The sequence below is a fragment of the Aneurinibacillus uraniidurans genome (assembly GCF_028471905.1).
GTDB classification, from domain to species: Bacteria; Bacillota; Bacilli; order Aneurinibacillales; family Aneurinibacillaceae; genus Aneurinibacillus; species Aneurinibacillus uraniidurans.
In genome coordinates, this window is sequence record NZ_CP116902.1 from 1,648,724 (window position 1) to 1,675,489 (window position 26,766).

General features: G+C 45.5%; 24 protein-coding genes and 1 pseudogene. 19 read left to right on the forward strand and 6 right to left on the reverse strand.

The annotated features are described in order from the left end of the window. Positions 1–7: 7 nt before the first annotated feature. Positions 8–658, forward strand: coding sequence for a carboxymuconolactone decarboxylase family protein (locus PO771_RS08270; RefSeq protein WP_272562792.1), 651 nt, complete (start codon positions 8–10; stop codon positions 656–658). A gap of 143 nt (positions 659–801) precedes the next feature. Then, positions 802–1,716: a proline dehydrogenase gene (locus PO771_RS08275; protein ID WP_272562793.1), complete on the forward strand. Its 915-nt coding sequence runs from the start codon at positions 802–804 to the stop codon at positions 1,714–1,716. A gap of 63 nt (positions 1,717–1,779) precedes the next feature. Here PO771_RS08275 and PO771_RS08280 read toward each other — a convergent pair whose 3' ends face one another. Next, positions 1,780–2,223 carry a CBS domain-containing protein gene (locus PO771_RS08280; protein WP_272562794.1) on the reverse strand — a complete coding sequence of 148 codons (444 nt, stop codon included), beginning with the start codon at positions 2,221–2,223 and terminating at the stop codon, positions 1,780–1,782. Positions 2,224–2,574: 351 nt separating this feature from the next. On the opposite strand from PO771_RS08280, the gene PO771_RS08285 reads away from it, so the two are divergent. After that, positions 2,575–3,117, forward strand: coding sequence for a hypothetical protein (locus PO771_RS08285; protein ID WP_272562795.1), 543 nt, complete (start codon positions 2,575–2,577; stop codon positions 3,115–3,117). 67 nt (positions 3,118–3,184) lie between these two features. Here PO771_RS08285 and PO771_RS08290 read toward each other — a convergent pair whose 3' ends face one another. Beyond that, positions 3,185–3,487, reverse strand: a complete 303-nt coding sequence (locus tag PO771_RS08290; protein WP_272562796.1) for a HesB/IscA family protein — start codon at positions 3,485–3,487, stop codon at positions 3,185–3,187. Between the two features lie 303 nt (positions 3,488–3,790). Here PO771_RS08290 and thiM point away from each other — a divergent pair, with 303 nt between their 5' ends. From thiM to PO771_RS08360, 13 genes are all read left to right on the forward strand, one after another. After that, positions 3,791–4,591 carry a hydroxyethylthiazole kinase gene (thiM, locus tag PO771_RS08295; RefSeq protein ID WP_272562797.1) on the forward strand — a complete coding sequence of 267 codons (801 nt, stop codon included), beginning with the start codon at positions 3,791–3,793 and terminating at the stop codon, positions 4,589–4,591. A 9-nt stretch (positions 4,592–4,600) separates the two neighbouring features. Further along, positions 4,601–5,245, forward strand: coding sequence for a thiamine phosphate synthase (gene thiE, locus PO771_RS08300; protein ID WP_272562798.1), 645 nt, complete (start codon positions 4,601–4,603; stop codon positions 5,243–5,245). A gap of 28 nt (positions 5,246–5,273) precedes the next feature. After that, positions 5,274–7,364: a DNA gyrase/topoisomerase IV subunit B gene (locus PO771_RS08305; protein ID WP_422664989.1), complete on the forward strand. Its 2,091-nt coding sequence runs from the start codon at positions 5,274–5,276 to the stop codon at positions 7,362–7,364. Between the two features lie 7 nt (positions 7,365–7,371). Further along, positions 7,372–9,855: a DNA topoisomerase IV subunit A gene (gene parC, locus PO771_RS08310; RefSeq protein WP_272562800.1), complete on the forward strand. Its 2,484-nt coding sequence runs from the start codon at positions 7,372–7,374 to the stop codon at positions 9,853–9,855. Between the two features lie 144 nt (positions 9,856–9,999). Further along, positions 10,000–10,401, forward strand: a complete 402-nt coding sequence (locus PO771_RS08315; protein ID WP_272562801.1) for a S1 RNA-binding domain-containing protein — start codon at positions 10,000–10,002, stop codon at positions 10,399–10,401. A gap of 93 nt (positions 10,402–10,494) precedes the next feature. Beyond that, positions 10,495–11,418 (forward strand): aspartate carbamoyltransferase, encoded by a 924-nt coding sequence (gene pyrB / locus PO771_RS08320; RefSeq protein ID WP_272562802.1) that lies wholly within the window; start codon positions 10,495–10,497, stop codon positions 11,416–11,418. A gap of 302 nt (positions 11,419–11,720) precedes the next feature. Further along, on the forward strand, positions 11,721–12,302 hold the full coding sequence (locus PO771_RS08325) for a TetR/AcrR family transcriptional regulator (RefSeq protein ID WP_272562803.1): 582 nt from the start codon (positions 11,721–11,723) through the stop codon (positions 12,300–12,302). A gap of 37 nt (positions 12,303–12,339) precedes the next feature. Further along, positions 12,340–15,522 (forward strand): bifunctional cytochrome P450/NADPH--P450 reductase, encoded by a 3,183-nt coding sequence (locus PO771_RS08330; protein WP_272562804.1) that lies wholly within the window; start codon positions 12,340–12,342, stop codon positions 15,520–15,522. Between the two features lie 789 nt (positions 15,523–16,311). After that, on the forward strand, positions 16,312–16,908 hold the full coding sequence (locus PO771_RS08335) for an MORN repeat-containing protein (protein ID WP_272562805.1): 597 nt from the start codon (positions 16,312–16,314) through the stop codon (positions 16,906–16,908). A 506-nt stretch (positions 16,909–17,414) separates the two neighbouring features. Next, positions 17,415–18,743: a DUF4261 domain-containing protein gene (locus tag PO771_RS08345; RefSeq protein ID WP_336297952.1), complete on the forward strand. Its 1,329-nt coding sequence runs from the start codon at positions 17,415–17,417 to the stop codon at positions 18,741–18,743. Between the two features lie 91 nt (positions 18,744–18,834). After that, a complete protein-coding gene (locus tag PO771_RS08350) occupies positions 18,835–19,890 on the forward strand; it encodes an ankyrin repeat domain-containing protein (protein WP_272562806.1) in 1,056 nt (351 codons plus the stop codon). Positions 19,891–20,131: 241 nt separating this feature from the next. Then, positions 20,132–20,644, forward strand: coding sequence for a leucine-rich repeat domain-containing protein (locus PO771_RS08355; RefSeq protein ID WP_272562807.1), 513 nt, complete (start codon positions 20,132–20,134; stop codon positions 20,642–20,644). 24 nt (positions 20,645–20,668) lie between these two features. Then, positions 20,669–21,403, forward strand: a complete 735-nt coding sequence (locus tag PO771_RS08360) for a hypothetical protein (RefSeq protein ID WP_272562808.1) — start codon at positions 20,669–20,671, stop codon at positions 21,401–21,403. A 366-nt stretch (positions 21,404–21,769) separates the two neighbouring features. Here PO771_RS08360 and PO771_RS08365 read toward each other — a convergent pair whose 3' ends face one another. Both PO771_RS08365 and PO771_RS08370 read right to left on the reverse strand, forming a co-directional pair. Further along, positions 21,770–22,600 carry a 1,4-dihydroxy-6-naphtoate synthase gene (locus tag PO771_RS08365; protein ID WP_272562809.1) on the reverse strand — a complete coding sequence of 277 codons (831 nt, stop codon included), beginning with the start codon at positions 22,598–22,600 and terminating at the stop codon, positions 21,770–21,772. Then, positions 22,600–23,268, reverse strand: a complete 669-nt coding sequence (locus PO771_RS08370) for a futalosine hydrolase (protein ID WP_272562810.1) — start codon at positions 23,266–23,268, stop codon at positions 22,600–22,602. The genes PO771_RS08365 and PO771_RS08370 overlap by 1 nt, the downstream gene beginning before the upstream one ends. Before the next feature lie 190 nt (positions 23,269–23,458). Here PO771_RS08370 and PO771_RS08375 point away from each other — a divergent pair, with 190 nt between their 5' ends. Then, the gene (locus PO771_RS08375; RefSeq protein ID WP_272562811.1) at positions 23,459–23,830 is read left to right on the forward strand and encodes a hypothetical protein; all 372 of its coding nucleotides are present in this window, start codon (positions 23,459–23,461) and stop codon (positions 23,828–23,830) included. An 82-nt stretch (positions 23,831–23,912) separates the two neighbouring features. Then, positions 23,913–24,359 carry a universal stress protein gene (locus PO771_RS08380; protein WP_272562812.1) on the forward strand — a complete coding sequence of 149 codons (447 nt, stop codon included), beginning with the start codon at positions 23,913–23,915 and terminating at the stop codon, positions 24,357–24,359. Between the two features lie 48 nt (positions 24,360–24,407). Here PO771_RS08380 and PO771_RS08385 read toward each other — a convergent pair whose 3' ends face one another. Next, positions 24,408–25,472: an acetate/propionate family kinase gene (locus PO771_RS08385; RefSeq protein ID WP_272563130.1), complete on the reverse strand. Its 1,065-nt coding sequence runs from the start codon at positions 25,470–25,472 to the stop codon at positions 24,408–24,410. 108 nt (positions 25,473–25,580) lie between these two features. Beyond that, positions 25,581–26,129: pseudogene (locus PO771_RS08390) on the reverse strand (phosphate propanoyltransferase); the annotation flags it as partial. Positions 26,130–26,333: 204 nt separating this feature from the next. Here PO771_RS08390 and PO771_RS08395 point away from each other — a divergent pair. Beyond that, on the forward strand, positions 26,334–26,654 hold the full coding sequence (locus tag PO771_RS08395) for a hypothetical protein (protein ID WP_272562813.1): 321 nt from the start codon (positions 26,334–26,336) through the stop codon (positions 26,652–26,654). Positions 26,655–26,766: the final 112 nt, after the last annotated feature.

The window sequence follows — 26,766 nt, forward strand, 5'->3', positions numbered from 1 at the left end:
GATCAAGATGAAGAGAGACGACAGCTTGTACAAGCGCTCCTACTTTTCTAACATTGTACAGATGGGCGAGCTTGTTCCAGATGCATTTCGTAGTTTTATGGCTTTTGACCGAGCAGCGTTGGCACCAGGAAGACTGTCTGCCAAAACAAAAGAGTTGATTGCGATTGCGATTGCACATATTACGGGCTGCCCATATTGCATTGAAGTACATGTGGAAGGTGGGCGCGAGAAGGGCGTAACGAAGGAAGAAATGGGCGAAGCCATTGTTGTTGCTACTGCTTTGAAAGCGGGCGCTGCCCTGGCTCACGGTGTTAACGCTTTGAATGCGTATGAAGGGAACGGGGATGACGAGCTGTACCGCAGTTCTTATTTCAAACGTCTTGCTGAATTCGACATCATTGCTCCAGATGGGTTTACTGCATTTGTAGCATTTGACAAAGCAGCACTGGATGCAGGTGTTATCGGACGACGGGAGAAGGAGTTAATTGCGGTAGCATGTGCACATGCTACCGGCTGTCCATACTGCATTGAGTTACACACTAAAGCAGCTAAGCGAGAAGGCATTGATGCGGCGGAGCTTGCAGAAGCGATCATGGTTGCAGCCGCACTAAAAGCGGGGGCAGCACTGGCACATAGTGTCAATGCGCTCCGAGTCTAGTAGAAGGAAAAAGGTCCGGGAAGTTTTCCGGACCTTTTTTTCATGCGACCCGGAAGTTATAGAAAGAAACGTCCATATTTTTTCGTTCGCTGTCATACATATAAGGATTCACAATCTAGCAAACGAGAAAGGATGGGTACAGCATGGTGGAAGAAGGACTGAAAAGCTTTTTCTTATTCTTGTCACAAAGCCGGATGCTGAACCGGGTCGCGAAAAAGTGGGGCTTACGTTTTGGAGCAAGTCGCTTCGTCGCCGGGAAAACGATTGCGGAAGCGGTAGCTAAAGTGAAGCAATTAAATGAAGCCGGACTCATCTGTACACTTGATCACCTTGGTGAATTCGTTACAAGCCGCACTGAAGCAGAAGAGGCGACCGATTATTGCATCAAGACGATTGAGGCGATTACAAAAGCTGGTGTGGTAAGTAACTTGTCGTTAAAACTCACACAGCTCGGGCTTGATCTCGATGAATCCCTTTGTGAGGCGAATATGCGCCGTATTCTACATGCGGCCAGGCGGCATCGTAACTTTGTTCGGATCGATATGGAAGATTACAGTCGCTGCCAGAAAACACTGGATTTGCTTGGCAAACTACGGCGGGACTACTCGAATGTAGGAACGGTTATTCAGGCATACTTATATCGTTCCGAGCAAGACGTAGCAAACTTACGGGGCGCTCCGCTTCGACTTGTGAAAGGGGCGTATAAAGAATCGCCTGACGTGGCCTATCCGCAAAAAACAGAGGTGGACCGTAATTTCAAACGTCTAATCGAAGCACATCTGCAAAGCGGAGCATACACGGCGATTGCAACGCACGATGATGCGATTATTGCGTTTGTGAAGCAGTTTGTCGCGGAGAAAAACATTACACATGACCGTTTCGAGTTTCAGATGTTATATGGCATTCGTACGGATACACAGCGGGCGCTTGCAGCGGAAGGATACACGATGCGTGTATATGTTCCATATGGGCGTGATTGGTATGGGTATTTTATGCGCCGGCTTGCTGAACGTCCAGCGAATGTTGCGTTTGTCGTAAAAGGAATGTTTTCGCGCTGAAAGGCAGACAAAAGGCAGCCGATCTACCAGGCTGCCTTTTTATGTGCGTATGTATGTGGTGGATTAATTCGGATCATTCTCTAGGCGGCGGGTTAGTTCGTGGAGCAAATCTACAACGGTAATAATTCCGACGAGCTTGTCCCCATCGATAACAGGAAGCGCATTGATTTTGTGACGTCGCAGTGTCTGGATGGCCTCTGCCACGCTTGTATCCGGTGAGGTCGTAATCAGCTTCCGCGTCATGACCCACTCAATCGGCGTTTCTTTCAAAATAGTAGGAGAATTCAGCGCACCAATCATGTCGCGGTACACAATAATTCCGACTGGCTTACTATTCTCAACAACAAGCAGGCGGCGGATATTTTTTTCTTGCATAATTTTTTCCGCTTCCTGAATCGGCGTGGATGGAGAGATGGTAATAACATCCCGAGTCATTAATTGTTCAACTATCATGGAATGATGCACACTCGCTTTCGTAGAATGACGTACATGAAATACTATGATCATGGGCATTATATCATACAATGGCAGGGTCTGCCATACAATATGGCACGCTTATACGAGATGAATGACGAATCTGTCCTCATTAAAATGTGTAATTTCGAGGTATTCTTGCGAAATGCATATAGGTGATATAGGATATTATATCTACTAAACGATGCTTATCTAGTTGAAATTATTCGATTCATCGCTTATAGTGAGAAGAAAGATATAGAAGCGGACGATATGAAATAAGTTATCTTGTATCATTTGTAATTTTTTTCATAGTACAATACGTATGACCTGATGCCGCTCTTTGTCTATTTATACAGCTTGTGTAAACATTGTAGCACGTCCTGTGAGAAGAGGTGTATGCACGTGCAAATAGAACACCGAGACTCTTTATATAGCAAAAATATAGATTCAGTCAGACGGGAAGATACCGGAGATGTGATTCCGGAGAGCCCGGATGAGCAGAAAGGAATCAGTAGCTCTGTGTTCAATCTCCTGTTCAAGGATTTAGTAGAGTCGGAAAAAATTAAACGCTATATGGATGACCTTCAGCATTCTGTCTATGCAGAAGGTGTGACACAAGCTGAGTTTAGCGCGTGTATGTCTGAGCTGACGGATCGTTATATAGTGAAAGGCATGAGTCGGAAGGATAAGGCAAGCGTTATTCGTTACATTAGCGCCTGTGCCAAAATTGAAAGCCATGTAAAAGCTAATTTGTGTGCGATACAGCAGACAGCCGCTGGAGAAGTGGTAACGGAAGATCATGCGCTCGTATATACGTATTATGAAACACAGAAAATGGTGAACGAGTGGGGAAGGGTGTATGCCGGTATACATCGTCTTCCAACAGAATGGACCGTAACTCCTGACCTTACGTGGGGACTCTGGCATGAATCAGAGTCAGAATGATTATGGAAGATGCGGCACCAAAAAAGGCGGAGATTCTTGCAGTAAGCGAGAATCTCCGCCTTTCCTTTTAGTGATCGCCGTGATTTCCTTTAGAAGGGTTCGTAATCACAAATCCTTCTTCCGGTAAATACAGATAGTCAATTTTCACACCGTCGAGTGCGTCTACGTTTTTATCGAGCAGCACATCAATTTCTTTATCCGTATGAACGATCTCATCGTTCTCGCTTGGTGTATCAAGATCTAAGCCGTAATGGACGTGATCGTCGTGTGCATGAGTGACAAGTACACGAAGCATTTGGCCTTGCGAATCTTCTTCGGCCAAAATTTCTTTAATCTTTTTAGCTGCATTGCGTGTGATTTTACATTTCATATAGATAGTCTCCTTTATTTGCAACGATTCGTAATAGCACTCTGTCATTATACGCCACTTTGTTTGGCATTTAAACGAAATTACGAAAAAAAAGAGCTTCCGTATGTGGAAGCCGATTGAAAGAGGTGTGCCCGTATTCCGGTGAGGAGGATAGGACAGGACTATGCTTGACTCTTATACTACCAGTTGATTGCAAATCCTGTATGTTCCTGTTGTAAAGATTATATGAAGAAACGTGGTGTTTCTTACACAAAATCAGTATGATAGAAGCAGATACGTAAAATTGCAAAGGAGATGGATTAGATGATTGAAAAACAAATCGCAGCGCTTCTGCCACAACTGCGCGAGAAGAAACCGCTCGTGCATAACATTACAAATGAAGTGGTGACTAACTTTACCGCTAACGGTTTGCTTGCGCTTGGAGCATCTCCTGTAATGGCATATGCACCGGAAGAAGTTGCGGATATGGCGAAAATCGCTGGTGCTCTCGTATTGAACATGGGTACTCTGACAACGGATATGATTGCTTCCATGATTATGGCGGGAAGATCTGCAAACGAGCACGGTGTTCCGATTATATTCGATCCGGTTGGTGCCGGGGCGACCCCGTTCCGTACGGATATGGCACGACGCATTGTTGAGGAACTGGAGCTGGCTGTGATTCGCGGGAATGCAGCCGAGATCGCTAATGTAGTCGGAGATTCCTGGCAGATCAAAGGTGTGGATGCTGGAGAAGCAGGCGGTGATACAGTTGAACTGGCACGCCGGGCAGCTAAAAAGTTAGGAACGGTTGTCGTTATTACCGGTGAAACGGACATTGTGACAGATGGAGAGACGACATACGCCATCCATAACGGGGATGAGATGTTAACGCGTATTACCGGAACAGGATGCTTGCTGACATCTGTAGTCGGTGCCTATGCGGCTATTGAAAAAGATTATGTTCTTGCCGCGACAGCAGCAGTGGCAAGCTATGGGGTAGCAGCAGAAATTGCCCGCGAGATTGTCAATGCGCCAGGTTCTTATCAGATCGCGCTGCTTGATACATTGTACAGTGTAGAGGAAGACCAGATTGCGGTAATTGCCCGCATTGAGCAGATGTAGGGGGATCATATGACGGTACAAGATTGGAACAAGCGACTCGGTGTCTATCTTGTCATGGGCATTGGGGATGTAAACGGGCAAAGTGCGCTTGCAATCGCTCGTGCTGCGATTGCAGGCGGAGTCGATGTCATTCAGTTGCGCGAGAAAAAAGCGCCCTTGGGCGACATAATAGAAACCGGACGGAAGTTGCGTGAGCTGTGCCGGGACCACGGGGTGCTTTTCATCGTGAATGACCGTGTTGATGTGGCGCTTCTGCTCGAAGCGGATGGTGTACATGTGGGGCAGGATGACCTTCCCGCAGATGAAACGCGCCGCCTTGTGGGGAGCGATATGTTTATCGGTGTATCGGCTTCTTCGATGGAGGAAGCACAGCGTGCGCTTGAACTAGGTGCTGATTATCTTGGAGTCGGTGCCATTTATGCCACAAACAGCAAGTCAGATGCGGGTGCGCCGGTTACACCGCAGCTCATTGCTGACATTCGTGCGATCACATCGGTGCCGCTTGTCGGCATCGGTGGGATTACTGCGGGTAACTGCGCAGAAGTCATGGAACATGGAGCAGATGGCGTAGCGGTCATCTCGGCAATTGTGGGGGCATCTGATCCACAAGCGGCAGCCGCCGAGCTAAAGCGCCGGATTGCGGCGCACATATAAGCATGTATACAGAGCGGGAGAGCTTACGATGGGCACCTCCCGCTTTTTATTTTTTGCGAACGAATATTCTTATCTATTGCTTTTCATGTCGAAAACCAGTACATTGTATGAAAGAAACAGGAGGGGAAGCAAAGTGAGTCGTCAACCAATTCAAGCGACGATCGAGCCTGCATACAGCGAAGATGATATTCGCGTACTGAAAGGGCTGACAGCTGTACGCGTCCGTCCCGGCATGTATATTGGCTCGACCGGAAGCCGTGGACTGCACCATCTGATCTGGGAGATCATCGATAATTCGAAAGACGAGGTGCTCGCAGGGTACTGCGATACGATTACCGTAACGATTCATAAAGATAAAAGCATCAGCATTGAAGACAACGGGCGCGGCATTCCGACCGGGATGAACAAGGATGAAGGGATTCCGACACCAACCGTTGTCTTTACTGTCCTTCATGCCGGTGGGAAGTTCGGCGGCGGAGATGGATATAAGAAATCCGGCGGCCTGCACGGGGTAGGCGCAAGTGTTGTGAATGCGCTCTCGGAATGGCTAGAAGTTGAAATTTACCGGGATGGTAACGTGTACCGTCAACGGTTTGAATATGTGGAAGAGGCAGACGGACAATTTACGGCCGGGCATCCGGTGACAGGTCTTGAGATTGTCGGACAGACACGCAAAACCGGTACGAAAGTTACGTTTATGCCGGATGCACGCATTTTCAGCGATACGAATGTGCAGTACAGCGTATTGCGGGAACGTCTGCGCGATAATGCGTTTCTGCTCAAGGGAGTCACGATTCACCTGCGCGATCAGCGCCCGGGTGCGCCAGAGCCAGAAGTGTTCAAGTTTGAAGAAGGTATTAAAGCGTTTGTCGAGTTTTTAAACGATGGTAAAAACACGCTGCATGACATTGTGTATTTTGAAGGCGAGCGGGACAATGTAGAGATGGAGCTTGCATTCCAATACAACGACAACACAACGGAGAATATGCTGTCGTACGTCAATACGATTCCAACGATTGACGAAGGTACACACGTATCCGGGTTCCGCAATGCGTTTACGAAAGTATGCAATGAGTACGCACGTAAAAACAATATGCTCAAGAAGAACGACAAAAACCTGACCGGAAACGATTATCGGGAAGGCTTGATGGCGGTCTTAAGCATCCGCATGGATGATCCGCAGTTTGAGAGCCAGACGAAAGACAAGCTGGGCAGTGAAGAAGCACGCTCGGCTGTAGAAGGCATCGTCGCGGAGAAAATGAGCTTTTTCCTTGAGGAAAATCCGGCAGTTGCCAAGCAGATCATCGAGCGGGCGATTGAATCGCGCCGCATTAAAGACGAGATCAAGAAGGCAGCAGAAGCGCTGCGCAATCCGAACAAGAAAGGCAAAAAGAAAGGCAAGCGTACAATTAGCGATAAGTACACCCCGCCAAGTAAAAAAGACGCTAGCCGTAACGAGCTGTTCATCGTCGAAGGGGATTCGGCAGGTGGGTCTGCGATTAACGGACGTGATCGCAACTTCCAGGCCGTGTTAAGCTTGCGCGGTAAGCCGATTAATGTTGAGAAGAAAAAGATTTACGAAGTAATTGGACCGAATGGCAACGAAGAGATTAATACGATTGTAGAAGTGATTGGCACGGGCATCGGTGATGATTTTAACGCTAACAACTGTACGTTCGACAAGATTATCATTATGACCGATGCGGATTATGACGGCGCACACATTCAAATTTTGCTGTTGACGCTGTTTTATCGCTATTTCTCCGAGCTGATTAAGCGCGGCAAAGTATTCATTGCCCAGCCGCCGCTGTATAAAGTGTACAAGCAGGCGAAGAAAGGGCAGGAAATCATTTATGCGTGGACGGAGCAAGAACGGGAAGAAGCGCAGAAGAAGCTTGGCCGTCAATCTGAAATTCAGCGCTATAAAGGACTAGGCGAGATGAATGCCGAACAGTTATGGGATACGACGATGAATCCGCAGACACGCAAGCTCATTCGCGTTGATCTCGAAGATATGGCGGAAGCGGAACGTACGGTAACCGTACTGATGGGGGATAAGGTACCGCCGCGCCGCGAATGGATTGAAAATACGGTGAAATTTGTGATGGAGGAGGAGTAACAGGCTAATGGGACTGCCTCATGAACAATATTTACAGATGAGTGTGCGGGACGTATATCGTTCCCGCTTTAGCGACTATGCTCGCTATATCATTCTCTCTCGCGCCATCCCGGATGTGCGCGATGGACTAAAGCCTGTACAGCGCCGCGTGCTGTACTCGATGTATAAAGAGAAAAATACGCCAGACCGTACATACCGCAAGTCGGCGAAAACGGTCGGGGATGTTATGGGTAACTACCACCCACACGGGGATTCGTCGATTTATGAGACGATGGTAAACCTCGTGCAATCGCACAAAATGCGTGAGCCGCTTATTGACGGTCATGGACACTGGGGAACCGTAGATGGAGACTCGGCGGCGGCGATGCGTTATACCGAGGCACGTTTGATGCCGATCGCACTGGAAATGGTGCGCGATATGGAGAAAGATACAGTCGAGTTCATCCCGAACTATGACAATACAACGAAAGAGCCTGTTGTACTTCCGGCGCGTTTTCCGAATCTGCTCGTCAATGGTGTAACCGGGATTTCGATCGGGTTTGCGACCGAGATTCCGACGCACAACTTGCGCGAAGTCATCGATGGTACGATTGCGCTCTTGAATAAACCAGATATGACGCTTGATGAACTGATGGCGTACATTCCAGGACCGGATCTGCCGGGTGGCGGTATCATTCAGGGCAAGGACGAGATTCGGAAAGCGTACGAGACCGGGAGTGGTCGCATTATCATCCGCTCCAAAACACATGTAGAAGCAGGCAAGCAAGGACGTCAGCTGCTCGTCATCGACGAGATTCCCTATACTGTGAAGAAAAAAGCACTTGTCACGCAAATCGAAGAAGAAATTCTTGAGAAAAACGTCGATGGCTTACTCGAAGTGCGCGATGAGACGGACCGGGAAGGAATGCGTATCGTACTCGAAGTGCGTAAAGATGCAGCGCTTGATGGAATTCTAAACTATTTGTTCAAAAAAACAGATTTGCAGATCTCCTATAGCTTTAACATGCTTGTGATCGCAGATGAGCGCCCGCAGCAGCTTGGTTTGAAAGGCATTCTTAGCGCGTACATTGCGCATCAAAAAGATGTCGTCACCCGCCGCACAACGTATGATCTCGAACGGGCGGAGAAGCGATTGCATATCGTAGATGGCATCATCCGGGCGATTTCGATTTTGCGTCAGGTTATTGATACCATCATGGAAGCGGAAGGCCGCGAAGATGCCCGCAATCGCCTGATGGCAAGCTTCGACTTTACATACGAACAGGCCGAAGCAATTCTTGATATTCGCCTGCATCAGCTCACGCGCCTTGACATTGTCAAATATGAGAAAGAAAAAGCAGAGCTGGAGAAAAATATTACGGTATACCGAGGCATTCTGGATAGCCCGAAAAAGCTGAACAGCGTGCTGGAAAAAGAGTTGACTGCTGTTCGCAAACAGTACGGCAGTGATCGCCGTACGCAATTAGAAGACGAGATTGCTAGCATTGAAGTCGATATCTCGATTACAGTGCCATCCGAAGACGTAATTGTGACCATTACGGAAGACGCGTACATTAAGCGTTCCTCGCTTCGTTCTTTCAATAGTTCGGGAGCCTCGCTTGAGACGACCGGGATGAAGGAAGGCGACACGGTCCGGTATGCGTTCCGTACGAATACGATTCACCAGCTTGTGTTATTTACGAGCGATGGCAATTTCTATTCCTTGCCGGTGCATGAGATTCCGGATGGACGCTGGAAAGACGTAGGGACAAGTTTGGTGAATGTGTTTGCGTTTGGCAAGGAACAAAAAATTGTTAGTGCATTTACGGTAGAGTCACTCGAATCAATCAAAGAAGAAACATTTGCGTTTGTGATGGAAAGTGGCATGGTGAAGCGCACCAAAATCGACGAGTACAATACGAACCAGAAGCGGCGTGGTCTTGTCGCCGTGAAGGTCAAAGAGGATGATCGGGTACAAGCGGTACATGTATGCAAGGAAGTTCAGGAGCTGTTGCTTGTCTCTTCCGATGGCATGGCGATTCGCTTCCCGGCTTCGGACGTGCCGATTACCGGACGGAATACAGCAGGAGTACGTGGCATGAAAGGCGAAGATGGGGAGAAGGTGATTGCCTCGTTTGTGCTGCAACCAGATGATGATCGCATTCTACAAATTATCACCAAGGAAGGTATCGTAAAGCGAACCATCGCAGCCGGATTCAGTGTGCAGGGCCGGGGTGGCAAGGGTCTGCTCATTATTCGTCGCCGCAAAGTACAGCCGCATGAGATAAAAGTAGCATTGCTCGAATCATCACAGATGTCCGGTTTGCTCGCGCATACAAATGCCGGGCGGACGGTAGCGATAGACTGGGAAGAGTATGCGCATAAGCTGTCAGTAAATGATCAAGGCTCTATCGGTCGCGGGCTTGTACCGCTTGAAGATGGGGAGGAGATTGGAAGTATTCGCTTACTGGCTCGTTTGAGTGAAGCAGATCAAGAGAATCTTCAAACATAAGCAGGAGACGAGTATCTTTTTGTCGAAAAGGGAATACTACTAAAGAAAATGGGCGTATAATATGCCCTGCAAAATTCTTTATTATTTGGTTTTTTTGATGTATAGTAAACGTATAGTATTTTATTTTTTTAGGGGGAACATTTTTTGAGTAACATCGCTGTCGGCAATATTCTAGAAGGTACCGTAGTAGGAGTTCAATCTTTTGGCGCTTTCGTTAATATCGGAGAGAATAAGCAGGGGCTTGTTCACATTTCTCAGATCGCCTCTTCCTATGTTGAGGATATTAATCAATTCGTCAAAGTAGGCGACAAAGTTACGGTGAAAGTACTGGAGATCAAAGATGACGGTAAGATTTCTCTCACCATGCGTATTCATGAGGAGAAGAAAGAAGAACGTCGCCCCTACAAAAAACGCGATGACCGCGGTAATCAGGGCGGGCGCGGTGGTGTTGGCGCCAAGGAAGACTTTGAATCCATGATGAAAAAATGGATGAAGACAAGCGAAGATAAAATGGGCGATCTGGGCAAGCGCGAGAAGCGCCGCTAAGATTAGCGCATCCAGTAACCATGGTTATGAAACCACTCCAAGTCTATCTCGGAGTGGTTTTCTATGCATATACATACATAAGGAGGCACGAACATGAGCTTGTATCATGTACTGGGAGCAAAACAATTTACTCGTCCGATGTTAGATCAGATTTTTGAAGTAACCGAAGAGATGGAGCGCATTGTCGCAGAGGGCGGCAGTGATACATATCGTAATAAAGTGATGACTACGCTGTTTTTTGAACCGAGTACGCGGACACGTCTATCATTTGAATCGGCAATGTCCCGCCTTGGCGGTAAAGTGATCGGCACCGAGAATGCTGCACAGTTCTCCTCTACCATTAAAGGAGAGACACTGGAAGATACGATTCGTGTCGTATCCGCTTATAGTGACGTTATCGTTATTCGTCATACTGACATTGGGGCAGCGGAACGTGCGGCGGCTGTTTCAACGGTTCCAGTACTAAATGCTGGAGATGGTGCAGGCGAGCACCCGACCCAATCACTTCTTGACCTGTATACAATCAAAAAAGAAATCGGCCGTCTGGATGATTTACACATCGTGATGATTGGCGACCTGGCTAACGGTCGGACGGTACATTCTTTATCCTATATGCTTGCGAACTACAAAAATATTCGCATCTCCTTTACTGCACCAGAGAACGTGCAAATTCCAAACTATGTGAAGAAATATCTCGATGAGAAGGGAATTGCCTACGAGGAAGAATACGATCTGGAAAAAGTAGCCCGCACAGCGGATGTGCTGTACCAGACGCGTATTCAGAAGGAGCGCTTCACTTCTTTGTCAGAGTATGAAAAAGCATGCGGTCAGTATATCATTGACAGTGAACTGTTGAAAGTGATGAAACAAGACAGCATCATCCTTCATCCACTGCCACGTGCAGGCGAGATCGCAGTTGAGGTTGACGAAGACCCACGTGCTGCGTATTTCCGTCAAGCGCAGAACGGATTGTTTGTGCGTATGGCCTTGTTAGATCAAGCGTTTCGAGCAAAGTAGATCGATGGAAAAACCCGGCCCCTCCTCTTAGGGGGCCGGGTTTTGTTTTGGAAGTGGCGAGATGCGCACCATTATAGAAACAAATTGTGGTGAGAACCCCTTATATAGTAAGGGGTTTTTCTGTGTGTACAGGTACTTCATTACTGGACCATGGCTGTAATTCAACCAGCATAAATTTATTTTGTCGATGTTGGGTAATATATACATAGGAGAGATATTTTGCGGTTTGATTTGAAAATATCATGAGGTGTATAACTAAGTTAGTTAGTATTCACTAACTTGATTGAAGGAGTGATGTTACGATGGAATACTTACGAGATACCAAAGAAAAAATAATAAAGGAAGCTCGTAGGTTATTTGCAGAACGGGGATATAGCGCAACCACTACCGCGGAAATTGCTCGTCGTGTCGGAGTAACGGACGCTGCCCTTTATAAGCATTTTAAAGGGAAAAAAGATATTTTCCTGGCCTGTGTAACTCCTTCCGCCACTGTCCGATTGGATATGGATGCTGCGTTGTCTCCTGAACTGTTGAGGGATCTGATCCGAGAAAGAGTGGAATTGGTTCGAGGCAATCTGGAAAACTTCAATATTCTTTTTAGGGAATCACCGTACCATCCTGAGCTTGCCCGGATGTTTTGGAGTCAGCTCTATACACAAGGCAAATATATGGAAGATTTGCTGAACAAGTTTTCAAACAAAGACGTGTCCCCTGATCGGATTCTCATGTATGAGCTTGCGATTACGAGTGCGATTTGGTTCATTCTCAACTATGAAAAGTTACAGGAGGACGTCATTCCGAAGAAAGTACCATTCGAAAATATTGAGGAAAAAATAGCTGATTTTGTTTTATACGGTATGTTAGGGAATAAAGAACATCGCTGAACCGGTTTTGAAATCATCTTGAAGAGGAGTTTTATGTATGGAAAACTTCATTCCTATCCCACAACCGAAAACCTTTGGTCCGCTTGGAAACTTACCCTTACTAGACAAAGATTCGCCGACTTTATCCATGAGTAAAATTTTTGATGAGTACGGTCCGATTTTTCGATTCGAAGCTTTGGGCAATTCTAGCATCATGATTTGCGGTTCTGAATTAGTAGCCGATGTTTGTGACGAGTCACGCTTTGACAAGAATATTGGTCATCTACAAAATGTACGTACCTTTACCGGGGATGGGTTATTCACAGCTCAGACGGAAGAACCCAATTGGAAAAAAGCGCATAACATTCTTCTTCCTTCTTTTAGTCAACAAGCTATGAAAGGGTACCATTCCATGATGGTGGACATCGCCATGCAATTGGTTCAAAAATGGGCACGTCTAAATCCGGATGAGAGTATTGATGTACCGGATGATATGACGCGGCTTACGCTGGACACCATTGGTTTATGTGGATTTAACTATCGTTTCAATAGCTACTACAGAGAAACGCCAAATCCTTTTATTGTAAGCATGGTCCGTGCTCTGGATGAAGCGATGCATAAAGCTACGCGTCTGTCGATTCAAGACCAACTCATGGTGTTAACAAAACGTCAATTCGAACGCGACATTCAAAGTATGTATTCCTTAGTTGATAAAATTATTGCAGAACGTAAAGCAAGTGGAGAGCAAGGTGCAACCGATCTGCTCGCCCGTATGTTGAGTGCAAAAGATCCTGAGACAGGAGAACAACTTGATGATACAAATATTCGTTATCAAATCATCACATTTTTAATCGCTGGACATGAAACGACGAGCGGTTTATTATCCTTTGCGATGTACTATTTAGTAAAACATCCGGATGTATTAAAAAAAGCTTACGAAGAAGTAGATAACGTATTGACAGGTTCGGTTCCAACCTATGAACAAGTTTTGCAGCTTAAATACATTCGAATGATTTTACATGAATCGTTACGCTTATGGCCGACAGCCCCGTCATTTGCTCTTGATGCGAAGGAAGACACGACAATTGGAGGAAAATATCAGATCAAAAAGGGAGAACGTGTCGCTGTTAATCTGCTTAAACTTCATCGGGACAAGGGGGCATGGGGAGAGGACGCGGAACAATTCCGTCCTGAACGATTTGCAGATCCAGGTAAGGTCCCGAATCATGCCTATAAACCATTTGGGAATGGACAACGCGCTTGTATCGGAATGCAGTTCGCACTTCACGAGGCCACGTTAGTTCTCGGTATGATCCTGCAGCATTTTCAGTTGATTGATCATATGAACTATCAATTGAAAGTAAAGCAAACACTGACGCTGAAGCCAGACGACTTTACGATTCGTGTTCAAGTACGAGATAAAAAAATAACGAATGCATTCACGATCAAATCTGAAGAAGACGTTACCCATGTTTCCAATCAGGACAAGCAAGCGCAGAAAGTTTCCATCATCGGAGCGAATGATAAGCCGCTACTCGTTCTTTACGGCTCAAATATGGGAACCGCAGAACGGATTGCCAAAGAGCTTGCGGACATCGCTCGTTTACACGGCATACGGAGTGAGGTAGCCACACTTAATGATCGGTTAGGCAGTTTGCCAAAAGAAGGTGCTGTATTGATCATCACTTCTTCTTATAACGGGAAACCGCCGAGCAATGCACGACAGTTTGTGCAATGGCTGGAACAGGTTGCACCAGGTGAGCTTGAAGGGGTTCACTATGCGGTATTTGGTTGTGGGGACCACAACTGGGCTACTACGTATCAAGAGGTACCGAGATTCATCGACGATCAGCTCACCCAAAAAGGAGCAACAAGGTTTTCCCTGCGCGGAGAAGCTGATGCGAGTGGAGACTTCGAGAGACAACTCGAAGAATGGAAAAAACAAATGTGGACAGATGCGATAAAGGCGTTCGACTTAAAACTGAATGAAAATGCGGAGAAAGAACGGAGTACGCTCAACATTCAATTTGTCAGTGAATTGGCGGATGCTCCTCTCGCTGAATCGTACGAAGCGGTTCACGCAACGGTGATAGAAAATCGTGAACTTCAACAGCCTGGTAGCGAACGAAGCATACGACATATCGAGATCGAGTTGCCGGAAGGAGTCACGTATCAGGAAGGCGATCACCTTGGGGTTTTTCCAAGTAACAGTAAAGAAAATGTCGACCGTATTCTACGACGGTTTGGTTTGCATGGAACAGATCAAGTCATTTTAACAGCAAGCGGAGTCAGTGCATCCCATCTACCTTTAGATCGGCCTGTATTACTTTCTCAGCTTCTAAGCCATAGTGTAGAAGTACAGGAAGCTGCTTCTCGTGCTCAAATACGTGAAGCTGCCGCTTTTACCGCTTGTCCTCCGCATAAACGTGAATTAGAAGCTTTGTTAGAGGAGGGAGTGTACGAGGAACAAGTATTGCAGAAACGGATTTCGATGCTTGACCTTGTTGAAAAGTATGAAGCCTGTGAAATGCCGTTTGAGCGATTTATGGAGCTTTTACCTCCGCTAAAACCTAGATATTATTCGATATCAAGTTCTCCTCGGATGAATGCAAAACGTGCCAGCATTACGGTGGGCACAATTCGCAATCCGGCTTGGAGTGGACGAGGAGAATATCGGGGAGTGGCCTCGAATTACCTGGCGGATCGTAAGTCAGGCGAAGATATCGTGATGTTCGTTCGTACACCAGAATCCGGATTCCAACTTCCGGAGGATTCCGAAACGCCAATGATTATGGTCGGTCCGGGAACGGGTGTGGCACCGTTCATCGGTTTCCTTCAAGCACGAGCGGCACGAAAACAGGAAGGGAAAAAGCTAGGAGAAGCACACCTGTATTTTGGCTGCCATAATGAACAGGATTTTATATACCGCAAGGAGCTAGAGCGCTATGAACAGGAAGGAATCGTCACGGTTTTCACGGCTTTTTCCCGTAAAGAAGGGGAGCCAAAAACCTATGTTCAACATTTGATTCAGCAGAATGCGAAGAAAGTGATTGAGATGTTGGATCATGGAGGACGGTTATACGTATGTGGAGATGGCAATAAAATGGCTCCAGATGTGGAGAGGACGTTACAAAAAGCTTATCAGTCTGTCCATGGAGTAGGGGAAAAAGAAGCAGAAAAGTGGTTGGAAAACCTTCAGGCAACTGGGATCTATGCAAAAGATGTTTGGGTAGGTATGTAAAGAACGAAAGGCTGTTTCAAAAGCTGTAATACGGCGATTGAGGCAGCCTCTTTTTGTAGAATCGACAACATATGGTGAGAGGGAGTGGGAGAAGGGAGGAGCCGTTCGCTTCGGTACGCTTGCAGGGAAGCTTATACTGTCCGCTCCGGGAGCTCGGCGAACGTGCCCGCAAAGAAAAGACTAGGATGCCCGTTCAATGAAGAGTTGCGGGCAAAGGCTCGTTCGCCGTTCTCCCTCCGCTGAGTAGGCGCGTACAGGCGCTTGTGCTCCTCCCTTCTCCCACTCCCCGCACAACGTTTTGGTTTACAAAAAACTCTCATCCCCAGAACGGATTTGCTCGGGTAGCCACTAGCTTTTGAAAGCCCGCTTCCTTTCATTTTGAACCTCTATATAACGAGAAGATCACCTTTCTGTATACAGTGAGTCAAATTTCAGCGATCCCCGGTTTTGTTCGGAGGCTTTCCACCGTTGGAGTCGTTCTCGATTCGACCCATCTGCCATCAGAAGTTGTGAAAATAGACGTCGAATTGAACGATTCTTCTATCCCAATAGGCCTGCTGCAGTTGCGAAAAGATGAATATATTTCGACATTAAGAGATTTATTGATGCAATTCGTAAAAGAGGAGATTAGGCAGTAATGATCCCCGTGCGGGAGTGAAAGTGGGTCTTATTATTCATAACTTTTTATCTATTTTTAGTAAGCTCCCTATATAAAGAAGGAAGATGTTAATAAATGGAGAAATTATTTATTTGTAGAAAAAAATTACATAATGAAAAGGAGAGTTTATTTTGAAGTACATTATTAGTCTTATTACATCGATGGCCATTGCTTGTGGTATCATTCTTTGTCCACTTCCGGGCAATGCTGATGCAGTATTCGCAAAGAAGAGCACAGCACAGAAGAAAGGGCCTACGACGATTACAATTAAGCAAAAAGACTTTACTTATACAGGTCAAGTTGTAAAAGGTGTACCAAATGGACAGGGAAAAATAGACGGAAAAATTAATGGAGTTACGTTCCACTTCACTGGAGAGTTTAAAAATGGAGCCCCTTATAACGGAAAAGGCTCTATGGTAGGTAAAGTAGATGGAGCGAACATTAACTTTTCTGGCGAGATAAAAAAGGGAGAACCCTTCGCTGGTACGCTTAAATTTCAAGGTATGATCGATGGCGATAATATGACTTTTGAGGGAAATATGCAAAACGGACAGTTTTATGAAGGGACTTTAAGCGGAAAAACAAAAGAAGGTCTTTCCATCAATTTTAAAGGGAAATTCAAAAATAATGAGCCATATAACGGACGTATGATTATGGATGACAAAGACGGTTTGCATTTTGAGACTGAAGTTGTAAACGGAGAAGCTAGTGTTTCCCTTGGGGAATGAGTAGACACCCGTTACATGTGGAGTACTGCTCACTGTTGGCCAGGAAAGACTAATAGTTGAGGTGTATTGGCGTATACAGCAACGGAGCGGGAGAAGTCCCGCTTCTTTTTTTGACCATAAGTTCAGTCAGGCGCGGTTATAGACAGTCGTCCTTTGTTGTACCCTCACCCCATTGCCTGATGAAGAGGCAATTGCTTCTGAGCCAAAGTTAAGGCTTATCTTACCCGCCTGAAATTTTACAAATATCCTGTTGTACGCACAAAGAAAGCCCCAACCATATCGGTTGGAGCAAAACAAGGAGCTGCTTATAGCTTCCATGATGCCGTTTGTTACTCTTGACATAAACCAGCGTAATATTCGTTTTTCATGCTGGCGTATCGGATTCCATTTATTAACTACACATTAAATGTCGTCCGTTGTTGGTTTCCTTTGGCCAAGTAGGGGGGGTTCCCAAATATAAATAGAAAAATATCTAAGAGGCTTTTTGAAACTAAGGAGGTAGTATTATGGAAAAAGACCTGTTGGAACAGCTAAACCTATGGCATGAAGATGATGAATTTGAAAAAATAGTAGGCAAGATTGCGGAATTTCCCGAACAGGACAGAGACTATGATTTAGTCGGCCATTTAGCGAGAGCATTAAATAACCTGGAACGTTACGATGAAGCATTGCAGCAGCTTCTGATGATCAAAACGCAAGGCGAACATGATCCTATTTGGCATTTCCGTGCAGGTTACGCTTACTACTACCTATCGCAATATGAGGACGCAGTAACAGCATTCGAAATGGCGAATAAACTTAATCCTGATGATGAAGATACTTTGATGCTTTTAGAATGGAGCCGTCACGAGGTTGGCCTAACAAACCGTGAAGAGAAATCAGTGACTGTGCAGCCAAACGCAATTGTTTCGGTGAAAGATGATATTGAGGCGAATGAGATGGTTGAACAGGAAAAGGACTTTGGTTTTGCCCGGGTGTACGCTGTGGAGCTAAAATACAAGCAGCCGCCGAAGCTGGACCGAAACATGCTTTACGAGAAGATGGAACTTTACACAGGTAAGGTTGATCGCGGAGAACATCATTCGGATGCCGTGGGACTTGCTGTGTGGGAAGCGAACAGTCAGGAAGATCAGAATTTGCTGCATTTTTTCCATTTGAATTATATGGTTGAATATTCGCAAGGCGAAATGCCGGCGCAAACCAGCCTGATGGATACAGAAAGCCGCCCGGTTACGGACTACGAGACGGCCATTCAGCAGTCCTGGCATTGGCAGGAAGCCGCTCAAGTCGTTAGTGATTGCGAGCACTCGCTACTGTTGATCGACATGATGGCATCGGGACTAGACCCCAAATCGCGGCTGCAGCTGTTCACCGGCTCGCTGCGGGCAGTGCTGGAAACGGCGCCTTGTGACGCCATCTATTTCCGGGAAAGCGACAAGCTCGTCGAACCTAGCGCTTATCTGGCGGCGATTGAAGAAGGAGAACTGTTATATGGTGCGCTGAACATTCGTTTTTATAATGTTGAAGGCACAGGCAGCGGCCGCCCTGAAGGTCTGATGGATTCATTGGGACTCGCCGCGCTTGGCATTCCGGATGTTCAGTGTCATTATTACGATCTGGAGCCTGATGAAGTAGCCGGAAATTTGCTTAATATCGCCTATTACTTATTCGACCGCGGGGACGTTATTGTCGACGGGGAAACAGTTGGGTTCACCGAAGAGATGCGCTGGCGCTGCGAACACCAATACGGGCTAGCCGTACCGCACCGGGTTGTCATCGATATAGATCCGGGAGAACCTTATTATGCCGGCAGACAAGGCGCAGAGCATTCCTAACCAGCAATTACCCAACAGAAATCTTGTTTTCTTGTTTTGAGAATGAACTTTTTTGCAATTTTATACCACAGACAGTTAGGAGGTACAATAAGTGAAATTGTTTAGTGAGAATACAGAATTAACCCCCATAGTTAATATGATATTAGATGAGGATATCGATGGATTAAGAAAAGAGTTGGAGAATGGGTGGAATATTAATAAAGAAATTCAAGCGGGCAAATACGTTAGGGAATTGCCGATTCTAATAGCCTTGGATTATAACAAGCTAAAGGTTGTTGATTTTTTAATTGAAAATGGAGCAGAGTTAAATATGAAGGGTAAAGCCGTCATTCCCGCCGCCGCTGATAGTTGTAGTCTAGAAACAATAAAAGTACTTCTTAAACATGGTGCAGACTTACATGCTGTTAATAACGTTGGGTCTAATGCTATCCACAGGGCACTAATTAATAAAAGATATGACTTGATGATTGAACTAATATCCCTCGGAATTGATGTAAAGAAGGATGGCACAATTTTACGTAGTGCTGTTTATAAAAGGGATTATCAAGCTATTAAAATACTACTAGATCAAAATATAGATGTGAATCATCACACTCCAGATATGGTCTTTCCATATAATTCTACGCCAGTTTGCGTAGCAACACAAAATAATGATTTCGATACGGTTAAGCTACTAGTTGAACATGGGGCGGATGTTACCATCAAAGATGCTTATGGGGAAAGACCTTTTTCGGCGGCACAAAAGAATAAGAATCATGAAATGATGGAATACATAAAAGCCTTAGAGCCTGAGGAATGGCATAATCAAGAGCAAAGGCTGATAGCATTAAAATCTTATAAACTTCCTCAAAAATTAGTAGAATTTCTTTGTGGTAATAACTTAAGACTCGACATTAATAACAAGTATGCTTCCTATGTTATTTTTAATTCTTTAGTCGATTGTAAGGAAGTAAAGTGGAATGGGTATAAGTTCTTAGATTTATTAAGTGACGTAGACAATTATTCGGCTGAAGGATTTTTAGTCTGGTATCCAAAAGGAAAGTGCTTAGCTATCGCAGATTATGAACATGAGGAATTTAAGATTCTAGATAAATGGGACGACTTTATCAAAAACCCATCAAACACGATAGATAAGATATTTGAATAGGTTTCCACATCGCAATAGTAAAAACGCAGGTGATATACTTGTGTTTTTGAGGATGCCGCCGTTTAAAGTTTAAGTAGATGTCTGTAGGAGTACTCAGGGCATGTGGAGTGCTGTTCACTGTTAGTGAAGAAAAATTAAAGCAAGGTACTCCAATGTTTAGGCCCTTCCTTAATGTGGAAGGGTTTTTGTTTAAATAGTGGAATTATGTATTAATCTAAAAAGATATCTGGGGAGGAACTGGATGAAGAAAATCGAACAAGCATTATTAAAATTCTTTGGTGAGAAATATGAGTCCTACATGTTAAATCCTCTTACTGTAAAAAATATTGACCTTGAAGATACTTTGTATGAAGAAGTAACAGATATAGGAGTGCTATCAATTTTTAGTGAATTGACGTATCTAAATATCTCTGGCACTGGTATAGGCAACATAACACCATTAAAGAAACTAAAAAAATTACAAATTTTATATGCTGACTTTTGTAAGATAACGGATATTGAACCTTTGGCAGAACTTTATGAACTTCGGGAGCTAGATCTCTCAGCCCCTCTTGATAGCATTACAACTATTGAGCCATTACGAGATTTAAAGAATCTTGAGAAGCTCTATATCCCCGACCACCAAATCCAAACGCTTAAACCGATTTTAAATTTGAATAAATTGCAGATACTAAGTGTTTCTAGAACGGACATTCCAATTGATGAGATAAAGGAATTTAAGTTATTGCATCCTAATTGCGAAGTATGGTACTAGTAACAAACTCACTGGGAGAATAAAGTGAACGAAGTAAAAAGTTTAGAACATTATAAATGGATTGCAGAAGAGACCGATAAACTTGAAGCCATGAGCAAAGATTGGAACGGAAATTTTGTTTCTTGTTGTATACCCAAACGCTACGAAGCTTACTGTAAACTATTACATCCTCTATATACTGACAAGTTGGTCATTGATAAAAGTATCATGTGGAACAGTGACAATGAGAATGAAGAGTTTATACAAGGTGGACGGATTTCGTACAAAGACCTTGCGAAAGAATATGGACTACAATACACAAAAGAAATAAGCATCAAAACTATTTGGCGTGCTTGTGGTCAGAAGTTTTCACGGTATTTGTCTGGTGCTGAAGAAGGTAATATTGATGTAGACACATGTAAACGTATTATAGAGTTGCTTTTACCTTTTACTAAGAATCAACAATGTTACTTCTATTATTATTTTCTTAAGACAAATGATTGGACTGAGGATATAAATACGGATGGTAAACTATTCAAAGGGAATCTTGAGGATGTTTTGCGATTCTACCAATATGAAAATGTAAACGGTTCTCCAACATACTGGTGGGCCGAAGACAAGAGTTGGTGTGTTTGTACGGATTATGACCTTACCTTTACATTAATTGGAGGAACAAAAGCCATGATTGATTCATTTCTAGTTGACAATTTTCTAGAATGCATTGAGGTTAACGCTAATACTCGTATTGACTACAAAGCAGACGAACAAAATCTACAGTAGTACAGTATTATGGTGTTTATGCATGTCCTTATTTTTCTTGTTGGTCAGATCGCTTTTCAATACCAAAACTTACGCTTAATGGGTCTGGAATAAAACTTGTTGGAAGCGGAGAAGGGAGGAGTAAGGAACGCCTTTACGCGCCACCCAGCGGAAGGGGGCAGGTGAACGGGCTTTTGCCCACAACATCTCATTGAGAAACATCCCTGCTTCCTCTTTTGTGGGCGAGTTCGCAGGCTCCCTGGAGCGGCCAGTCCTCACATCCCTGCCAAGCGTAACAAAGTGACTGGCTCTTCCCTTCTCCGCTTCCACCACCAAGCTTAGTCAATTCCACCAACCATAAAGCCTATCTTTTGGCATATAGCTAGATTAGCGCAACAACCCCAAATCAAACGCCGGAACCAGCCCTTCCTTCGCAGCCCGCCCAAGCAAAGCCTCCACAGCCGCATACCCATCTTCCCCTAGATCTCCGGTAAACGAATTCACATACAAATCAATATGCGCCCGAGCCACCTCAGGCGACAACTCCTGCGCATGCCCCATCACATACTCCAAAGACGCCTTCGGATGTGCCCATGCATACTGCACCGAAGCACGAATCCAATTTGCAAGTGACTCCAGATCCATCGAACGACGAGCAATAATCGCACCGAGCGGGATCGGTAAACCAGTGTCTGCCTCCCACCAATTCCCCAAATCAACAAGCAAATTCAGCCCATATTCAGGATACGTAAAACGGGCTTCATGAATAACCAGCCCAGCATCAATCAAACCATCCCGTACAGCAGGCATAATTTCATTAAACGGCATCACGACAATCTCGCCCACACCGCCAGGCACATTTTGCGCAGCCCACAATCGGAAAAGCAGATAGGCAGTTGATCGATCACTCGGTACAGCAACCCGCAGCCCGGAGAGAGCCGCCGGATCATGGCGATCTTCTTTTGTCAGCACGAGCGGCCCACAGCCCCGCCCAAGCGCTCCACCGCACGGAAGCAGTGCGTACTCCGACAGCACCCACGGAAGAGCCGCATACGAAATTTTAAGCACGTCCGGTCCGGTAGAACTGGTAGCTAAACGGTTCGTAATATCAATATCTGCGTATGTAACGTCAAGCTCTGGCGCACCGGGCACAAGTCCGTGTACCCAGGCGTGAAACACAAAGGTGTCATTTGGACAAGGTGAAAAAGCAATTTTCATTATAAAACCTCCATTAAGACTGAACTAGCTGCTTCGAGTGTTTGTAAGGCTTCTTTAATCCGCCATGCATCCCGGTCACGTGGACCGACTGGATTTGAGATAGCGCGAATTTCTAAGACAGGTACACCGTGCTGCTGTGCTGCGGTTGCGACGCCGTATCCTTCCATTCCTTCGGCGGCAGCACCGGGCACGCGTGCGGCGAGCTCCTGAGCAGTTGCTGCGGTTCCGGTTGTAGTTGATACCGTAAGCACCGGACCGATTGTAGTCGACAGACCCGCCGCCTGCAACGCTTCCGCCACTTGGTTGACCACACCGACATCCACCGGAACACGGGCTGAGCCGAAGCCTAGCTCATCAATGCTTATGAAGCCGTCGGGTGTTTGTGATCCCAGATCGGCAGCGATAATCTCATTCGCTACAACGAGCGATCCGATCTCAGCTTGTCCGACGAATCCACCTGCGATGCCCATGTTTATAACTAAGCTGTAGGATGCGGTTGCGAGTGCGGTTGCTGTGCTGGCTGCGGCCGATGCCGGGCCAACGCCGCCGACTCGGACGTCGAATAGGCTGTTTCCATGAAGTCCGCGCAATACCGCATCTCTCTCTGCTGCGACAGAGGTCATAATCAGGATTCGTTGTGCGGATTTTGTTCGTTCATCTACATTCATTATGATAATCCTTTCAGAGTTACTCCGATCTGTCCTGGCTGTATCAAACACGCCCTTATTCAAACTTACCGCAATAGAGGAAGAAAGTCTATGGGAGAACGCTGCGTACGTATGTACATGCAAGAGGTTGCTTTTGTATAAAAAAACAAGCACTCATGGAAAATAAAGAAATAACGAAGGAGGGATCAGGATGAGTGAAAAAAACATACTGGCGTATTTTAAAAGCCCGGAAGAAGCGGAGAAAGCGAAGGCAGAACTAGAGACACTTGGAACGATTGCGATGCAGATCGATCGCATTTCCCCGTTTCCGGGAGATGGTGTTGAGCGTGTCATGAACCCGATTACCGGAAACATGTCGTCTCTGGCTGATGTAACACTGGGGGCAGATGTGACGAATCGGAATGCAGGTGTTCTGTTAGCGGCAGATGTTGGAGCAAGCGGGATGAGTGACGGGGGACAGGATGATACAATAGGCCGGGATATTTTACTTACAGTAGTGGTAGAAGAAAGTAAGCATCATGCAGCCTTGCAGATTGTCGAAAAAAATGGCGGGATACAATAAAGAAAATTCGGTCATAAGCAGATCAAAATTATGGTGTACAATAGAAGCGTACTAAAAATTTGCCAGTTAGGGAGAGAGAAGTATGTTTCAAAAAATTGTAGTAGCCATTGACGGATCTGAAATGGGCGAAAAAGCATTAGCAGCTGCACTCACAATTGGGAAAGAGCAAAAAGCAGAAGTAAACGTGCTGCACATCGGTAAAGATGTACTCGTATCCTCGTACGCGTTTGTAGGAGCGGGATATATTGCTCAGCAAGCATATGATGAAATCAGTGAAGTGGTCAAAAAAGAAGGAGAAGCCTTACTAGGCAAGGCAAAAGTGACAGCTGAGTCGCAGGGAGTGGTGGCAATCACTCATTACGTAACAGGCGATCCAGCGCATCAAATCGTGACGTTTGCGCAAGAAAATAACGTGGATTTGATCGTGATTGGGAACCGGGGCCTGAGCGGATTAAAAGAAGTAATGCTCGGTAGTGTTAGCCATAAGGTATCGCAACTAGCAGAATGTCCAGTACTGATTGTAAAATAGTTGGATGAATAAAGCGGGAGTCCTCTTAGTAGGGGACTCCCGCTTATGTTAGACGCTCACCGTCTCAGTTACAAGCTGATAAGCATCACGGGCCATGATTAATTCTTCGTTCGTCGGAATGACCATTACTTTGATCGGAGAGAACTTCGTACTAATAAAACGTTCCCCTTTAGCATGGTAGTTCGCGTCCTGATCAATGACAACACCGGCATACTCAAAGCCGCTGCAAATGCGCTCGCGAATTTCCGCACTGTTCTCACCAATCCCAGCGGTGAAAATAATCCCATCCACTCCGTGCAACCGGGCTAAATACTGACCAATATACGAATGAATGTTTTTGGTGAAATTATCAATGGCCAGCTTGCAGCGTTCGTCTCCTTCTCTGACCCCCTGGAGAATATCTCGAATGTCATTGGACTTGCCAGAGAGTCCTAACAATCCGCTCTTCTTATTCAAAATCCCACCGACTACCCCGGATATATCGGTCTGTTCAATCTCAGCGAGGTACGGAATAATGCCTGGATCAATATTTCCGCTGCGTGTGCCCATGCTTACCCCGGAAATTGGTGTGAAGCCCATCGTAGTGTCATAGGACACCCCGTATCGGATCGCAGTCAAGGAGACGCCGTTTCCAATGTGGCAGCTAATGAGGCGCAGCTTTTCTTTAGGCAGTTCCATTAACACTTCCGCCCGTTCCATTACATAACGGTGGCTGGATCCATGGAAGCCGTATTTACGAATTTTATAGTTCTCATAATATTCATACGGGATCGGATAAATAAACGAGGCAGGAGGCATCGTCTGGTGAAAGGCGGTATCAAAAATCGCCACCTGCGGTATGCCAGGAAACAGCTTTTCTGACCATTCAATGCCTGCTAGATTCACCGGATTGTGCAGGGGAGCAAATGGGGTTAGTTTTTTTATGGTAGCTTTTACATTTTCGTCAATCCGGATTGATTTCGCAAAGTCTTCTCCACCGTGTACAACGCGATGCGCAATCACGTCAATCGAATACTTCTGCATGTTTTGGGCAATGGTAGATAAGGCGTGTTCATAGTCTTCTTGTTTAATATTTTCGATCACACCAGAATCAAGTAATTGCTTATTCGGCATGATATATAGCTTGTACTTAATCGAAGAACTGCCGCAATTAAAGAGCAGAATCGTTTTTTCTTCGACGACTTCGACTTCATGATAGGAATCGATCTTAATAATCTCGACAACATCGTCATTTTTCACACCGGATGCGTTTCCTTCATCGGTATCGACGTGAAATTCGAGTACGAAATTTTTGTTAACGCGACATAGCACGTTCTCAAGAATTAAGGAACGTTCTCCAGCTACGCGCACGCTGACGAGTTCTTTATCTTTTACCCCGATTTTAGCAGCATCTGTTTCACTCATATGAATGTGACGAGCTGCGAGAATTAATCCTTCCTGAAGGGTAACCTCACCTTTTGGTCCGATAATGGTCACGCCGGGTGTTTCTACTAAATCACCTGAATCGCGAATCGGAGGATTGACACCTAATACATAGCCGTCTGTTTTTGAAATCTCTACCTGCGTCTGTTTTCGCTCTGGACCGAGAATGCGGACATGATGAATTTTTCCTTTTGGTCCTTTAATACTAACGGTTTCTTCTGCTGCGAATTGCCCGGTTTGTTTTAAATCTTTTGTTTTTGTGAGTTGATAGCCTTCTCCGAATAAAACATCAAGATGCTCACGTGACAGGTGGACATGTCGATTCGAAATCCCTACTGGAACTTTCATGATGCCTTCACTCCTTTTATCTCTTTGTCTGTACTCATGGTCTATGATATGTAAAAATCATACAGGATTCAATGAATTTCCTGTTAATCTTTTATTTCCCTTGTTAAAGATGCCCATTTTCTTCGCGTATGGGGACACTTGCCCGCCCGTAACATAATGTGGTAGGGAAGCATTACACTACATGGGAAAGTGGGGAGAATCATAATGGAAGAAAACGAGCTGACGACAGAGCTAGTGAAAGAGAGAGTGGAGGAGTCAGTGAACGCAGGGGAAGAGATAAGTGGGCAAGCAGCGCCATATGCGGTGCAGCCAGTCGCATACAATTATTACGGTCATTATGGTTACTATGACGAACGAGGTGGATTTTGGCCGATTCTGCCGTTTTTGTTCTTAATACCGTTCCTGTTCAACAATAAACAGTCGCAGTCGCAGTACGTGCTATATCCACAACCATATCAACAACCATACCCGCAGCCATATCCACAACCATATCCATATCAAGGCTCAGGCTATCCGGGGCGATAATTCCACTAAAAAAGCCAGAGCATAAGGAGTTGCTCTGACTTTTTTAAATGCTTTCATCACAGTTATGAAGGGGTGTATCCAAGAACGATGGCCAGTAGTATGGATAGATGCC